We start from the raw sequence: 16073 nt of genomic DNA, 5'->3' as shown, positions 1-16073 counted from the left end.
TGCTTTTACTTCACCACTTTTAAAAGTGCTTTATGCTGCCTAACTATTGGTAAGTCAATACGGTTTGATTTAACTTGATGACTGTATGATTCAGCTCTTTGAAAGGCTACCTGAGTTTGCTCATATTGAAGTATTTGATCTTGCTCTGAAATTGCTTCAGCTAAGTCCATTACAATAGCGTGGGCTTTGCCATACTTTTCAACTTGGTCATCTTCACTTTGAGCATAAAAATCAGAGAGCTTTAATTTAATTGAAAATTCAAAAGCTACTGAGTTATGACCTTGGATTAAAGAATGCGCCATCACATACATAAATACCGAGCTTAAAACCAACATTGCTATTACTAGTGTCATTTAAGCCCCCTTTTTACGTGCAAACAGATATAAACGGCCTACAGGGTGTTTAGCGACAATGCTTAGTGTTAGAAGATTTAAGCAAACAACACCATATTGATAAACATCGAATAAGACATTGCTATCTAACATGCCCCTTATAATAAACTGCGCCATTTGCAGCATCATCATTAAGAAGGTGACATACAAACAAAACCGCGCTGTTGGCGAGAAAGAGCAACCTCTAATTAGGTGCAGTGCAAATAACGTTAAGCCAAACGCAATTGAGAAACAAAACATAGAAAAGTAGAAGAACTGGCGAAGTGCCATGCGCTCCATATCCATTGTAATTATGTATTGAGCAAAACCAGAGCTTGCGAAGTGAAATACCATTACAGTGAATGCAGCTAAAAAGCATGAATGAAGTTCGTGATCGTCTATAGTTTTTAAGTCTCTTTTACCGCCAAAAAATAACGACCACCTTCGGTCTTTAAATTTAATTAGTAAATAGAGAACAACGAATACTTCAAACCCTCTTATCAGCCAGTCTGTGGCCTCAAAAAAATTATTCATGCTTTTCCTTAAACTACTTTAAAAGCTCAGAGCTTGTACCTTCAAACCCTGAGATTATCAATTAAGGCGCAGGTGGTATTACACCATCACCACCGCCACCATTCTTTTGGCTGTCAGTTGAATAGCTAACAACTGTTGGAGGCTGAACTCCACCACCTCCACCGCCATTTTTTACTTCTGTTTTTGGTGGTTGAATACCACCGCCGCCGCCGCCGTTGCCACCTGCAACTTTAGCCATTTCTGCACGAGTAAGTGTGTAACTTACTTTTGGAGGCTCTACTCCACCGCCGCCACCACCGTTTCTTGATGATAGTTGAACTTGAGCCGGCGCAGTACCACCGCCCCCGTCACTACCACCGTTACCGCCAGCAGAAACTTTTGTTAATTCGGATTTATTAAGTGCCTTAAAATTCATCGTTTTTCCTTGTTTGAATTTATTCATTCCGTTGCACTTGTTGCGAGCATGTTAATACAATCACAATTAGCTCACAACAAGCAATTGCATTGTAGCGCAACAAATGCGCAGGCCTCAAGCGAAAAGCTGTATAAATAGCCAGTACTCATACGCTCAACACCTGAGTAGTTTTAACATTAAAGGGGTTTAGGTGGGTAGATTTAATGTTTGAACAGCCCGTAAGAGGCTGCTCTAAAGTTTTATTGGTTGTTCGATTGTGTGGCCTTCAAAATTTCAATAACTTGATCAGCACTCGAAGTAGAGTTTTGATTTGTATTCTCTTGAAGTAACCGCATTATGAGGTCTAATTTAGTACTTGTAACTAGTGTTTCTCTATCTTCTCTAGATATTTCTGCCGGTAATGAATCACCAATATGTCTTGCCATTATTGAAGCTTTTAAAATGTTAATTCGTTCTCTGTTTATTTGAATTATGTTTTTCATGAGGATTATTACTAATGCCGAAAATCCCCCCAAAATAACCATTGTCGCAGCTGTCATCGGTAGACGGCTTATGAAGAGATCAAATGCGGATAGTCTATTATAACTTTGGCTAATATCGATGTAATCAAAAGCACTCGAAAACATATAAACCGCAAGAGCAATAAATGCAATGAAGACAGAAGCTAAAGCGAAATAGTATTTATTCAAAACATTTCTGCTAGCTTTGTTGAAACCCTCTGTATCTAAGGAAATGACATCTTTGTTATTTTTTAAGTCATTTAGCTCTTTATTTAAAGAGATAAGCTCTTTTTGCTTTTTCTTTATTGCATTATCAGACTCTTCAAGTCTTCCCTTATCATTCTCTATTTCGACTTTAAGTTCAGAGTGATAGCGACTTATTGACGAATAGTTGTTTGACACTTTTTCAAATTCTTTGACCAGTTCCTCATATTCAACTGCTTTATCATTTACTTTTTTGTCCAAATCATTTGCATGTGCATTAGATGACTTTATGTCACCTACGATTATTCTTTTTTCTTCCTCGAGGTTTTGAATTTCTTTCTTTACGAAATCTAAACTCTTTACAGCATTTTCATAAACAAGATTATTGTTAAATGTGGCTCTTTTTAGATCTTGAATAATTTCGCGAACTTTTTCCTGTGACTCAAATAATGCACTTGAAAATTCTTTAAATGAGTCATTGTCGGAAAAAAAGTCTAAACTTCTTCCGTAAATATGAATATCTGAAAAAGGATTAGGAATGATTAGACCATAAACTAGACTATTTACTTCGATGACACCCGTCTTATCCAAAATTAGAGTTTCTTGAGGTTTCCCTTCTAAAGATACTATTTTTAGATACTTAACTTTCTCATCATCAAATTCAACAGTTACGATAAACATTGGTTCTTCAAACTTTATTAATAATTCAGAAGAAGCCAGTTGATTAGTTGAATAATTTTTATCACACAAAAAATCATCACGTTCATCAGCATATAGCTTTTTATAACTTGTCTCAGGCAATTTTTTGGTAAGTTTATAAAGTGCTCCTTTAAAGAGTGCCCTTAGCTCTTGTTGAGTTGGAAATTCTTCCAACTTTAGATCTTGCTCGGTTTGATCAGTTAACATTACTTATCTCTTTAATTTATTTTTAGTTGTGAAGTACATTAATCGAAATTTATAAAGCTAAAGCATCGCTACCTTCTTCAATTTTGATGTTTTGGTTGCGTCAAAGAAATCAATCGTAAGCTGATTTGATATTTTATTTCTGACAACATTATTTAAACTTTCCATGTACCCTCCTCAATAAGATTTACTATTATTATTTATATATTTAACTATCTCTAACCAATATAACTCATATTTTTCTCTCTGATCATTAATGTAGTCATGTTTGTTACGCACAGCCATTACACTACCCAGATAAAACATCATCAAAAAGAAATCAATTAACCAAAAAGGTTAACTAGTTGACAATGTAGAAAACTTATGTGATAATTAAGTTAAGTTGGAAATAAAATTAAAACAACCGACTATTTAAACTATAAATTACGCAAGCAGGTCAGACTATTATGTTAACGAAATTTGGAATGGAAGTGCGCAAGAAGCGCATAGATAAAAGTATGAAACTTGCTGAAATGGCTGATGGCCTGCAAGTTACTTCTGCATATCTATCAGCCGTTGAAAATGGAAAGAAAAAGTTAACAACAGAATTTGCAGAAAAAGTAATTACTTTTTTAGGGTTAGAAAGTGGCGAGAAAATAAGCATGCTTGAAGCTGCTTATGCTTCTCAAGAAGAATTTAGTATTAAGATGAAAGATGATGACAGCGCTCTGTTAAGAAATGCAGCTGGTGCATTCGCACGAAAGATTGAATCTTCAAACTTGAGTGAACAGCAAGCTAAATCAATTCTTGAAATCTTAGAAGGTAAATAAGGTTATGTAAGTGAGTATTCGAACGGCTGGCTTTAAAGTAAAGCCAAGGAACACAAAACAAGTAAGGAAAGTTGCAAGTACATTGCATGAAGTCTTTTCACTAAATACTAATGAATCAATTGATGTTATTTCATTAATTGATATCGACATCCCGAAAAAGCTCGACGGTTTTCATTATGAAGTAGTACCTGATCAAGAAATGGGTGACTACGCTGGTTTATATTATCCAACTGAAATGAAAATGGAGTTAAAAGAATCTGTCTACGATGGCGCTTGTTCAGGCAATGGGCAAGACAAATTTACCATCGCTCACGAAATTGGGCACATGATTCTTCATTCTGATGAAGTGGCACTCGCCAAAACTACCTCTGATACAAACCACCGTAGATTTGAAGATTCCGAATGGCAAGCAGATCAATTTGCTGCTGAGCTAATTATGCCATTTTATGAAGTTGCTAATTTAAAAAGCCCTGCAGAAATACAAGAAAAATTTAAAGTTTCAGCGAAAGCTGCAAAGGTAAGATTTGAAAAGGTTCGGAAAGAAAAGCAAAGAGCTTAACTTTCCACAAATAAATTGGAAAATGAGTGGTGAGTTGTCCTCTTTCCACACAAGTTTCAGCAAATATTTGATATGTAGGAATTGAGAGTATATGCGGAAATTTTGTGAATTGCTATTCAACTCGTAATTTTTTTGAGGGTCTTATTATGACTTCAAGATTAAAAGTTGTAGACGTTCGTGCCTACCGCCGTTACAAAAACGGCCAATGGGAAGACGTTTGTAAGCACAAAAGAAGCTTACCAAGAGGTTAATTAACCTCATTGGTGGGAGTGGTGAGTTGTCCTCCGCCACGCTTTTGATTGCACTGTTTTGTGCAATCAACTGTGCTTTGCTATTCAACTCTTCACATTTTGAAAAGGCATATACTCATGCATGATAAAGTAATTCAAAATGCAATTTGGCTTAAAAAAATTAAAGCCCGAGTTGTAAGTCATCGAAAAGTGACATGTTAAAACTTTGACTCCAAGTTATCTAGCTTGGAGTCAAACTACATTTAATTTAATAAAAGTTTTTAGGTGAACACTTGGAAAAGATCGATGATTACAAACAAACTATAAATCAATTTTTATTTAGTGAGTTTATAGTATTTATCTCTCAGGTTGCTGTTTTTTTCTTAGTTGCAGTATTTATGTCTGGTTTTTTGGAAAATGAAACTAGACTGTTGGCATTCGCAGAACAAAAAATTAATGATAATACTAAGAAAGAGCTAGGACTTACCTTCCTTTCTTTCTTTTTAGTACTTGGATTCTTTTCAGCAATCAAACAGGCTATTGACAACAAAAGACTTGAATATTTTATAAACAGGATTTTATGGGATATTGCAAAAACTATATATACATTCGGAGCTGGCATTACCGGAAGTGTTTATGCTATGGCTTTGTATATTCATTTAAACCCAGATGAGTCAATACAGGTCCATAAAATTGTTATTGTGACAACTCTTGCCGGGTTAGTTACATTCCTATATGGATGTGGATGGAGCTGGCTTTTTAAACGTAAAACTCACATTCTGTCTAAATCTAATGAGCGAATTGACGCATCTTACGAAAATGAGAAAGCCAAAGAATAATTGTTCTTAAACTCGCTTTGTAGCTGCCCAAAACTGACAGCTACAAGGCTTTTACAAAATAGATAGCTTAAGCATTAAAAAATCAATTAAGTCCCAAGCTTAAAAGATAACTCTCCCACTTTTCAAGTGACGCTCTTTTTTCGTTTAAATAATCATATCTGTCATAGTGAACACTCGATACATCAAACTGACTATGTTGTTGAATAATGTCTCTATCAATCTTTGTAATGCCTGCTTTGCCCATTAATGTTTTACATGTTCGTCTTAAATCTCTAGGCGCAAATCTTTCCATGCTGTGTTTATCACACCAACGAAGCAATGCCATTCTTATTGTTGATACATGCGCAACTTGGTCTGGGTGGTCACGGTGGGGGAATAACTGACCGTTTTTACCTTTTAGCTGCGCTAGTTCTTTTACTATTTGTATTGCGGTTTCACTCAACGGCACAATATGATCGCCTCGTGCTTTTACCTTTATTCTTTTTTTAGGAATTGTTAAGAGCTTTTGTTCAAAGTCGTATTCATGAATAAAAGATCCGTAAATTTCGTTTATACGTTGCCCACCTAACATAAGCGCCAGCTTTACATATTGTTGAGTATAAAATGGTAAGTCGTCTGCTAGCCAAACTTGTTTTATTTCTTGTTCTGTTAGCCAACGTTCCCCTGCATTTTTTGGGGTTTCAAAATTAATGTCTCTGATAAAATTTGTCTTGATGTCGTAAAGATTTGACTTTTTATATTGTTCGGGTGAATTATCGAAGTCGATAGCAAATTTAAGAATACTCATTAATGTACTTCGTACTAAGCGAGCTTGTTCTTTTGCACCTCGATTATAAACTCGATAGATAATTTCTCTTGCCATATCAATATCAAATTGAGGTGGCATTAAATCATCCTCTATAAATGGCGTAACGTTTCGAGCAATTAGCTTGGTTGTTCTTTTTATTGTGCTTTCTGCCCAATTGTTTTCGATGAAATGCTCGAAATCTTGAAGCATTTCATGAAACGTTCGTTTTGCATTTATCTCTTGTTCTTTTTTTTCTTGCTCAGCTTTTGCTAACTGGGGATCAATTCCGTCATTGAGTTGAGTAGTGATTTCAGCATGTTTTGCTCTGGCTTCCTTTAGGTCAACCAATGGGTATGCACCTAAACCAATTACTTTCCTTTTACCTTCGAAATGATATTGCACTCTAAAGGTTTTTGCTCCTGTTTCACTTACTCTGATTTGTAAGCGGCCAGCACCATAATTACCTTCTTCAGTTAAAACATATCGCTTTTCTTTAGCTTTGAGCGCTTTGATTGATTTGTCCGTAAATTTCATACAACCACCCTATTTGAAACTGTGACCGCAACATGGGTCACAGTTTTGGTCACATATTGGATAGAGATAATATTAAACTACAGAGACAATATTGACAGAAATTTAATTGATAAGAATAGATTTTTGTAGGGTTATGACTAGGTTAGAAATAGTTTTATGTAATTTTGGGTCATGCCAAGAAGTTCACACATTTAATAAATCCAAAAACAAATAAAACCACGCATATTATGACAGTATTCGAAAAGGGTTAACACTAGGAAAGTTAAGGTTTATATAACCAATTAATCGAGCTTATAAAAAAGCCCCGTAAAACACGGGGCTGGTTGGGAGAGTTTTTAATTGACTATAAACCGAATACCACTTTTTCACTTTTCAGCATGCGGCTACTTAGGTAACTAAATACACCGAATAGTCCTAAAGTAACCAATGTTGATAATGCCAGCTGTGCGACAGGAATATCATTACCTTTGATAAATTCAATCATAGCGTATTGCTGTGCCGCGATTGGTAGCCACTGTACAACGTCTATGGCGACATCATAGGTAGTTATCATGCTTAGACCCATAGGTACGAATAAAACCATGGTTACATAGGTTTGCGCTTCTTTGAACGACTTAGCCATGAAAGACACAAATACTTGTAAGCTTGCTGACATCAACGCAATTGGTAAACCAATCACAAAGCAGAACAACATAAATTCAATGCTTAAGTTAACACTGAAACCAAGCTGTTCCCAAGGCACCATGCCATATGCAAATTTTGAAACCACTAAGATAAGTGCAAGACCTAGCATCGAGAATGTTGCAATCGCGCCAGACTTAGCCATTACAATTTGTAATGTACTAATTGGGTGACTTAAAAGAAGCGCGATTGAATTACGCTCACGTTCACCGGCACTGGTATCAATAGCTAGGTTCATTGCCGCATAAAACAGCGTCAATACAATCGATAACGTCGCAACACCTAAGAAGATACCGCCTTTAGAATCAGGTGTTGCTTGATCATGCACTTGTACATCAACGGCTCTCATAAGCGTTGGGTCAACACCTCTTGCCAATAGACGTAAACCTGCCGCTTCAGAGTTATAACGTGCGAGTGAGCGCTCTAATCGTGAAATTGACTTACGTAACTTATCATTAGACTTATCTGCAATAACAGTAACTGTTGCAGGGCGGCCTTCAGACATCTTTACAGCAAAATCATCGCTAATCTCTAGTACGATATCTTTAACGTCGTCGCCTGTACCATGCACAATTTCTTTACTTTCAAGATATTGAACTAGGTTAGGAGCCTGCTCTGCGTTTTTAATAGTAATTTTTAAATCTTCTGGTGAGGCAATTTGCTTTAACATCACTGAAAATAGTAAACACATAAGGATGGGTGAACCAATAGCATAGTATAAACCTGCCATTACCGAACGCTTGTCACGGCTCGCATCCAATACTTCTTTTTTAAATAAAACTGACAGTAACTTCATCATGCTGCAATTCCTTCATCACTACCGATTAATTCAATAAACGCTTCTTCTAGGCTTTCTTTGCCGGTTCGCTCGCATAATTCAGCTGGCGAGCCTTCAGCCACAACTTGCCCTTTAGCCATTACCACAACATGATCACACAGTGCTGCCACTTCTTGCATTACATGGCTTGAAAACAGCACGCAGTGCCCCTGCTCTTTCAGCATTAGTAATAACTCACGAAGAATACGCGTGCTCATTACGTCAAGACCTCGAGTTGGCTCATCAAGAATAATATTGGTTGGTTTATGTACGATTGCTTGTGCCAGCGCCGTTTTCATATGCTGACCTTGTGAAAAGCCTTGGCAACGTCTGTCAGCAATGTCGTCCATTTTTAATTTACTTAAAACATCTTGGGTTGCAGCTTTTGCAACACCCGTTTCCATGCCACTTAGTTCAGCATAGAATTGAATGTACTCGCGCGGTGTTAAACGCTCGTATAAACCACATGGATCTGGAAACAAGCCCAATTTTTGTTTTGCAGCCATCGGCTCTTTTGCGACATCAATGCCGTCAATCTCCGCATTGCCACTGTCAGCTTTTAATAAACCAAATACGGTACGTAAACAGGTGGTTTTGCCTGCACCATTTGGTCCCAGCAAGCCTGTAATTTTGCCATTTTGTGCAGTAAAGCTCAGGTTATTCATGGCTTTTACTGAACCGATTTTCTTTTCTAGGTTATTTACAGAAATCATCTCTTACTCCTTTTCATTCGATTCAGAATCACTGTCTGCATGAAATGCAACACCATTTAAGTTCATAAAAAACTGTTTGCGATTGTCTTTTTCTAAACAAGTCGCGTCTAATTCTTCAGTCCCATTCGAGTCAATGAATTTACCGACGATACTCGCAGCACAGGTTTGTGATACCACACCGTGAGTTGCGCTCTCAGCAATCAGGTGTTTAGCATTACTCATTTCAACCATTGCCATTTCAGCCCAACTTACCGGTGTAGCCGGATCTAAACCACCTGATAATAAGAGCGTAGGAATATCTGTTTTAACTGGTTCATAGAAAGATTTATCTACCGGTTTGGCATCCCAAATAGGACAAGCTAAATCAAACCCTTCAATCATCATTCGTCCCGTATAGGCTTGACCATGATCTGCGCGAGATGCATCGGTTAAGCTTGGCCAATCTTCAGAGCAAACTATTGCACTGTGCATGCCCATCGCCATACTATCCATCATATCTGTTGATGAAAGTAACCCAACAATCGGTGAATAATCACCATTCAAGGCTTCACTAATTGCTAAAGGTACTAATGCACGCGTGGTGTGACTATATAAGGCCATACGGACAGTGCTAAATACCTTCATTTTGGTCAGTACTAAGTTTATCTTCTTATGTGTTCTTGGATGACGAACGGTTGTTTCAATGGCTTGTTCATCTAATTTATCAAGTAACTTGTAGAAGTTCGCTTTAAGATTCGGGTAACTTTTTGAGCAATTTGCATCTGCTTCACATCTATCAAGTAAAGCATTCATCGAATCATCAATCGCCTTACCTATTGCTGTTAGGCTTTGCTGCATAGGCACAACCCCATCTAGCGTACTGGTAAGCACTGAACCCGGGAATTGACGAGTGTATTCTTGCGCTATACGTGTACCATACGACACGCCGTATAGATGAAGGCCTTTATAACCTAACGCTTCTTTAACTGCTTCGAAGTCTTTTGCCGCCGCAACAGTTGAATAATGAGATAAATCAGTATTCAGTTTGTCTTTACACTTTTGTGTGTCTTCTTTACCAAAAGCAACCATATCTTCGGTTAAATCATTAAACTCAAATTGAGATATTAAGTCTGCTCCATCGCATTGCAGTTTATTAGATTTACCTGTGCCACGTTGATCAACTAATAATATATCTCTAGATTCACGTGCAAAACGCAAGTTTCTATCAAAAATAGCCGCTAACTCTGTGGCTGATTGGCCTGGACCACCAGCAAAACCAAGTACGGCTTCATCAGGTTTACTCGGCTTGATTGCAGGAATGATTGCAAAATGAATATCTATTTCACCGTCCGCAGGGTTGTCTGAAACTGGCTGCTTAATGCTGCCGCATAATAATCTGTCATCTAAACCCTTTGCATAACATGGAGTAAGTTCTGGTTTTACTTTGTTATCTTGCTCTGCAATAGCTGAAGATGAAAGCCCCATCATTAACGGCAGAGCCGCTAACTTAAAAAGACCTGTTTTTGTCATGTTACTTCTGCTCATCATTGAGTTCCTTGTTGCTTTTTACACACACTATGATACTTTTAACTTAGTGTATTGGTGTATTATTGTATTAATACAGTGAGTTTAGATTAATGCTAGAATTTATTAATGTCAACCCCAGTAGTGGCGATCCAATTTATAAGCAGTTACACGAACAAATCGTGCGTTTAATTGTTGGTGGTCAAATACAAGCTGGAGAAGAGTTGCCATCCGTTAGAAAAATTGCTGAATATTTCACCGTGAACCCGATGACTGTATCGCGGGCTATTGGCATGCTTGTAGATCAAGGTTGGTTAGAAAGGCGAAGAGGCCAACCTACACGAGTTGCAGAGCAGCAACCTCAATCAACAGAACAAGGTCAAACACTTCTTTATGAAGGGGTAGATCAACTAATACAGCAGGCAAAACAGCTTGGTGTAACAGTGAACGAACTAAATGACATAATCTCACAAAGATGGGAGCAATAATAATGACAACCGCCCTTTTAGAATATAAAAACGTACACAAGATATTTAATCAAAAGATGGTGTTAAAAAATATCGATCTAATCATAGAGCCTGGCATGGTTGTGGGTTTACTTGGTAAAAATGGCGCTGGTAAAACCACCCTTTTGCGCAGTGCCCTTGGCCTCATTGAGGTAGATACGGGCGAAGTATTTACACTCGGGGAAAACCCGACTCAATTAAATACGGAATTAAAGTCACAAGTTGGCTATGTGCCCCAACAAGCTTTTGGATATGAAGGTTTTTCGATTAGAGAAGCATTAGATTTACACTCAAGTTTTTATAGCGAGTGGGATAATACACTCGAGCTAGATTGGCTAAAACGTTTTGAATTAAATCCTGATGATATGGTTGAAAACCTATCAATTGGCCAACGGCAAGCACTTGCTTTAATCATGGCCATGGCATATCGGCCTAAACTACTTATTTTAGATGAACCTGTGGCCAGCTTAGACCCTATCGCGCGTCGAGAGTTTATGCTTGATCTTTTTGACCTATCGCTCGAATCAGGCTCTGGAGTTATCTTCTCAACACATATCACTTCAGATATTGAACGAGTCGCGACCCATGTTGCACTTGTTAAAGACGGTGAAATCAAACTCTTTAACGAATTAGATGAACTCAAGACATCAGTGCGGAAAATCAGCTTCACCAACGAAACGTCGGTCAATTTAAGTGACTTTGATATTCTTAACAAACAGAATAACGCAGCAATCATCTCGGGTTACCTAGACCAAGATATTGCTGGTGTAAATCATGTTTCGACATTATCTCTTGAGCAATTATTTGTGGAGTTACACGCATGAGTAATACGCTAAACCGCACTTGGCATAAAGGATTTTATGCCTATTGGTTCAAAGAGTGCGGCAGCTTAAACTACCTGCTACCCATGTTTATTTTTGTCATTATCAGTGTTCTTGTTATGGCGAAAGGGGTAAGCGAGGCGCTGCCATTTACAATCTGTTTTACCAGTATTTGTGCTTTCGCTTCAGTCTCTTGGCAAAGCATTCGTCTGCAAGCCACAGAGTGGCATAGTTTGGTACCAGGTTACACAGAGCACATAGTCAAACAAGGCAACATCATTATTGTTGCACCACATGTGATTTTGATCACAAGTGCTATTATTTTTGAACAATATGACGTACTTAAATTGCTCAGTGTCTCAGTTTTAATAGGCACTTTGTTTTATTTAAAATGCCGAGTTACTAGCAAAATGTTTAACTCAAGTGCCTATTTTTTCTTTGCAATTATCGGGTTTACTATTGTTTTCAAAGAAGTACCTACTTGGGTAGCCGCTTTAGCTGTGATCTTAAACATTAATTTAGTGCTGTTTAGAAAGCACTTTGGTACAGCGTTCAAATGGCAAGCTCAAGCGCTAGTTGATTATAAACATGCACTTCAGTCTGGTTGGTCTCCTATCCCTAAAGGTTTTTTAAAGGGATATGGACAAGGATTAAATAAATTCTTTTTCCCATTGAGCTATTTTATGGGCCGCTCGCTCATACAATACACTGTACTCTTGCTAATAATATTTGTTGCCTTACTTACCTTAAATTACTTTTATGTAGCGGGCAGACCTAGCTTGTTTATATTTTCTAATCTTGTGTGCATTCTTGCTTTTATGATCTTATGGACAAGAATACAGAGGCAACAAGCATGGGGAACATTGATCACTTTACCCATTTACAGCAGTGTCAATGAAGCGAAAACAGCCTATGCAAAAGCATGTGAAAAGTATGCGCTTTGTATACTGGTTTGCTCTTTGTCACTGGCTGGAACCATAGAGTTTCTCAGATTCGATGAGCCGAATTTCAGATTTACTGCTGCTTATGCATTGGTAAATACCGCAGGCGTACTCTTATGTTTTTCAGTGGGTAACTATTGTAAAAAGACAGCTTTCTTTAGTATTGCTCTGGTCTTTACATTGGGCTTTGTACTGGCAATTACTGGTGTTGTTGTTGAGACAGAAGAGGTCTCAACAGGGAGTCTTGCTTTAGCTTGCTGCTATTTTATCGTTGCCTGTTTTGCCAATCGCAATTCGTCTAAACAACTATATACCAACCTCTAAACTATATTTTTCTTTTAAGTAAGCGCTCTATATGAGCGCTTACTTATCGCTTCAGAACAAGATTCATAAATAAACAAGCTTTTCAAACTCCAGCAACTTTAGGACATTGATATACATGTAGAAACATACGCTTTTTGTCGAGTATTCGACTAGATCACTACAGTAATTTTCGTATTTCCGCTTAAAAAATAAAATGAATTAAAAAACACATATAAAAAACCCGAGCTGAGCTCGGGTTTTCACAATAAAAAGCTAAAGAGTATTACTTAGCAGCCTTTTTCTTTTTTGGCTTATCTTCTTCAACCCATTTACCGTTTTCATACGTTGCTTTCCAGCCTGTCGCTTTACCTTCGACTTCAGTCATTACATACTGAGTCTTAGTTTTGCGCGAGTAGCGTACAACGGCTAAATTACCATCTGAATCTTTTTCAGGTGCATCCGCAAGGTAATAGAACTTAGGTGAAATTCTATCTCTGAACTGTTTTAGCTCTGCAACTTTAGGCGCACGTGTCTCCCTAGATTTAGGGAATGTGTGTGCCGCTAAGAAGATACCCGAGGCACCATCACGTAATACAAAATACGCTTCAGACTTTTCACAAGGTAATTCTGGTAAATGCACGGGATCTTCTTTCGGTGGCGCTGGCTCACCGCTCTTTAGAAGTTTACGCGTGTTTTTACAGTCTTCGTTGGTACAACCGAAATACTTGCCAAATCGACCGGATTTAAGCTGCATCTCTGAACCACACTTATCACAGTCAATAACTGGACCGTCATAGCCTTTGATCTTAAACGTGCCTTGTTCAACGATATAACCGCTACAACCTGGGTTGTTACCACAAACATGAAGCTTACGGGTTTCATCAATTAGATAAGAGTCCATAGCCGTTTCACAAATTGGGCAACGTTTCATCTGCATCAGGGTTTCAGTTTCAACGTCTTCTACATCTGCAGCAACCGCTTCATCACCAGAAACTAAGTTCATCGTTGTCGTACAGCGCTCTTTCGGCGGTAAATTATAACCTGTGCAGCCTAAGAAAACCCCTGTAGAAGCCGTGCGAATACCCATCTTGCGATTACAGGTCGGACAATCAATATCCGTCTCAACCATGACGTTCTGACGCATACCGCCATTTTCTTCATCACCACCAGCAACTTCTAACTGCTCTTTGAAATCAGCGTAAAATTTATCAAGTACCTGAGTCCAAATACGCTCGCCTTCAGCGATGTCATCTAAGCGCCCTTCCATCTTCGCGGTGAAGTCGAAGTTCATTAGATCGTTGAAGTTCTCTACTAATCGGTCAGTAACGATCTCACCCATTTTTTCAGCAAAGAAGCGACGGTTTTCAACCCGTACATAACCACGGTCTTGAATGGTTGAAATAATTGCTGCGTATGTTGAAGGACGACCGATACCACGCTTTTCAAGTTCTTTTACTAAACTGGCTTCAGAGTAACGTGCAGGTGGCTTAGTAAAGTGCTGCTTAGGGTCTAAAGCCACTAGGTCAACAATATCGCCCACCGCTACCGCTGGTAGTGATTGGTCTTCTTCATTTTTCTTACGAACTGAAGGCTGTACTTTAGTCCAACCATCAAAACGTAGTACTCGACCACGGGCTTTTAGCGTGTAATCACCCGCACCAACCGTAATGGTTGTTAAGTCGTATTCTGCCGGTGTCATTTGACACGCAACGAATTGACGCCAAATAAGCTCATATAGCTTTTTAGCATCAGCATCAACGCCTTCTACATGGCCTGATAATACGTTTACATCAGATGGACGAATTGCTTCGTGCGCCTCTTGCGCATTGCCTTTTGCACTGTATTTAATCGGATTCTCTGGCAAATACTTATTACCAAAGTTATCTGTAATGTAGTCACGACACATTGCAACCGCGTCATTCGAAAGGTTGGTTGAGTCAGTACGCATATACGTAATGTAACCAGCTTCATAAAGACGCTGAGCCAACATCATGGTCTTCTTAACACCATAACCCAAGCGAGTGCTTGCAGCCTGCTGCATCGTCGATGTGATGAATGGGGCGCTTGGCTTACTCTTACTTGGCTTTTCTTCTACTTTAACAACGCTTAATGAAGAAGACTCAATAGTATTAACCGCCGCCATAGCTTGAGCTTCGTTCACAGGCTTAAACGCTTGGCCTTGGAACTTGGTGACCGCAAAGCGAACATCTTCAGCTTTGGTTTTTGTGTCTGCGTGAATATCCCAATACTCTTCAGGAATAAACGCTTTGATTTCACGTTCACGTTCTACCAGCAGTCTTACTGCAACTGACTGTACACGACCCGCGGACAAACCACGAGCGACTTTCTGCCACAATAAAGGCGAAACCATGAAGCCAACAACACGGTCCAAGAAACGGCGCGCCTGTTGCGCGTAAACCATATCAGTATTTAATTGACCTGGCGCTTCGAATGCTTGCTGAATCGCATTTTTGGTGATTTCGTTGAAAACAACGCGCTTATACTTTTCTGGCTCACCACCAATGATTTCTTCAAGGTGCCAAGCAATTGCCTCTCCCTCTCTATCTAAATCGGTTGCTAGATAGATGTGGTCAGCATTTTCTGCGAGTTTTTTAAGTTCTTGTACGACTTTTTCTTTGCCTGGAAGTACTTCGTAATGTGGCTCCCACCCTTTTTCAGGATCGATCCCCATACGAGCGACTAGATTTGCGTAATCTTTGTTCTTCTTATATGTGGCTTTTTCTTCCGGCGACATTTTTCTTACTTCTGCCGGAGATTTGGTCGCTAGCCCTTTTGTTTTACCCGCACCTGAGGTCGGAAGGTCGCGCACATGACCTACACTTGATTTAACAATGTAGTCTTTGCCTAAGTATTTATTAATTGTTTTCGCCTTTGCAGGTGACTCTACAATTACTAACGATTTGCCCATAGCTGCCTATTCTGACTCATCTTGGTGTATGCCCATCGGGCGTGAATATTTATAGGTATATCTACAAACACCTATTGTTACAAGCTTTTAATACAAAGTTTTAGCTGATTAATGATTAATTACACAGTTTTTGTTGCAATTTTAAGCAAAAATGTATCAAGCAATAAGTAAGCT

15 protein-coding genes are annotated in these 16073 nt (G+C 38.6%); 6 read left to right on the top strand and 9 right to left on the bottom strand.

From position 1 onward, the window contains the following. Positions 1-5: 5 nt before the first annotated feature. The 4 genes from ABMY35_RS09875 to ABMY35_RS09860 all read right to left on the bottom strand — a co-directional run bounded on the left by ABMY35_RS09875 (position 6) and on the right by ABMY35_RS09860 (position 2930). Positions 6-353 carry a hypothetical protein gene (locus ABMY35_RS09875; RefSeq protein WP_349286051.1) on the bottom strand — a complete coding sequence of 116 codons (348 nt, stop codon included), beginning with the start codon at positions 351-353 and terminating at the stop codon, positions 6-8. Further along, a complete protein-coding gene (locus ABMY35_RS09870; RefSeq protein ID WP_349286050.1) occupies positions 354-905 on the bottom strand; it encodes a hypothetical protein in 552 nt (183 codons plus the stop codon). 61 nt (positions 906-966) lie between these two features. Further along, positions 967-1320: a hypothetical protein gene (locus tag ABMY35_RS09865; RefSeq protein ID WP_349286049.1), complete on the bottom strand. Its 354-nt coding sequence runs from the start codon at positions 1318-1320 to the stop codon at positions 967-969. Between the two features lie 239 nt (positions 1321-1559). Beyond that, positions 1560-2930, bottom strand: a complete 1371-nt coding sequence (locus ABMY35_RS09860) for a hypothetical protein (protein ID WP_349286048.1) — start codon at positions 2928-2930, stop codon at positions 1560-1562. Between the two features lie 443 nt (positions 2931-3373). Between ABMY35_RS09860 and ABMY35_RS09855 the strand changes: the two genes are divergently transcribed. From ABMY35_RS09855 to ABMY35_RS09845, 3 genes are all read left to right on the top strand, one after another. Then, a complete protein-coding gene (locus ABMY35_RS09855) occupies positions 3374-3736 on the top strand; it encodes a helix-turn-helix transcriptional regulator (RefSeq protein ID WP_349286047.1) in 363 nt (120 codons plus the stop codon). Between the two features lie 10 nt (positions 3737-3746). Beyond that, a complete protein-coding gene (locus tag ABMY35_RS09850) occupies positions 3747-4295 on the top strand; it encodes an ImmA/IrrE family metallo-endopeptidase (protein ID WP_349286046.1) in 549 nt (182 codons plus the stop codon). 523 nt (positions 4296-4818) lie between these two features. After that, positions 4819-5364: a hypothetical protein gene (locus tag ABMY35_RS09845; protein ID WP_349286045.1), complete on the top strand. Its 546-nt coding sequence runs from the start codon at positions 4819-4821 to the stop codon at positions 5362-5364. A gap of 82 nt (positions 5365-5446) precedes the next feature. On the opposite strand, the gene ABMY35_RS09840 is transcribed toward ABMY35_RS09845, so the two are convergent. The 4 genes from ABMY35_RS09840 to ABMY35_RS09825 form a co-directional block, all read right to left on the bottom strand. Then, a complete protein-coding gene (locus ABMY35_RS09840) occupies positions 5447-6685 on the bottom strand; it encodes an integrase arm-type DNA-binding domain-containing protein (RefSeq protein WP_349286044.1) in 1239 nt (412 codons plus the stop codon). 343 nt (positions 6686-7028) lie between these two features. Next, positions 7029-8165 carry an ABC transporter permease gene (locus ABMY35_RS09835; protein WP_349286043.1) on the bottom strand — a complete coding sequence of 379 codons (1137 nt, stop codon included), beginning with the start codon at positions 8163-8165 and terminating at the stop codon, positions 7029-7031. Continuing rightward, on the bottom strand, positions 8162-8896 hold the full coding sequence (locus ABMY35_RS09830; RefSeq protein ID WP_349286042.1) for an ATP-binding cassette domain-containing protein: 735 nt from the start codon (positions 8894-8896) through the stop codon (positions 8162-8164). The genes ABMY35_RS09835 and ABMY35_RS09830 overlap by 4 nt, the downstream gene beginning before the upstream one ends. Before the next feature lie 3 nt (positions 8897-8899). Then, complete coding sequence (locus tag ABMY35_RS09825; RefSeq protein ID WP_349286041.1) at positions 8900-10423, bottom strand: alpha/beta hydrolase; 1524 nt, start codon at positions 10421-10423, stop codon at positions 8900-8902. A gap of 89 nt (positions 10424-10512) precedes the next feature. Here ABMY35_RS09825 and ABMY35_RS09820 point away from each other — a divergent pair, with 89 nt between their 5' ends. Genes ABMY35_RS09820 through ABMY35_RS09810 form a run of 3 tightly spaced genes read left to right on the top strand, consistent with a single transcriptional unit; the run spans position 10513 to position 12991 of the window. Continuing rightward, the gene (locus tag ABMY35_RS09820; protein WP_349286040.1) at positions 10513-10887 is read left to right on the top strand and encodes a GntR family transcriptional regulator; all 375 of its coding nucleotides are present in this window, start codon (positions 10513-10515) and stop codon (positions 10885-10887) included. 2 nt (positions 10888-10889) lie between these two features. Continuing rightward, complete coding sequence (locus ABMY35_RS09815) at positions 10890-11729, top strand: ABC transporter ATP-binding protein (protein WP_349286039.1); 840 nt, start codon at positions 10890-10892, stop codon at positions 11727-11729. Beyond that, positions 11726-12991, top strand: a complete 1266-nt coding sequence (locus ABMY35_RS09810; protein ID WP_349286038.1) for a hypothetical protein — start codon at positions 11726-11728, stop codon at positions 12989-12991. Before ABMY35_RS09815 ends, ABMY35_RS09810 begins: the two co-directional genes overlap by 4 nt. A gap of 262 nt (positions 12992-13253) precedes the next feature. Here ABMY35_RS09810 and topA read toward each other — a convergent pair whose 3' ends face one another. Further along, positions 13254-15899, bottom strand: a complete 2646-nt coding sequence (topA, locus tag ABMY35_RS09805) for a type I DNA topoisomerase (RefSeq protein WP_349286037.1) — start codon at positions 15897-15899, stop codon at positions 13254-13256. Positions 15900-16073: the final 174 nt, after the last annotated feature.

The organism is Pseudoalteromonas sp. BZB3, from assembly GCF_040104455.1.
GTDB lineage: Bacteria > Pseudomonadota > Gammaproteobacteria > Enterobacterales > Alteromonadaceae > Pseudoalteromonas.
This window is presented reverse-complemented; position numbering and strand designations above follow the sequence as displayed.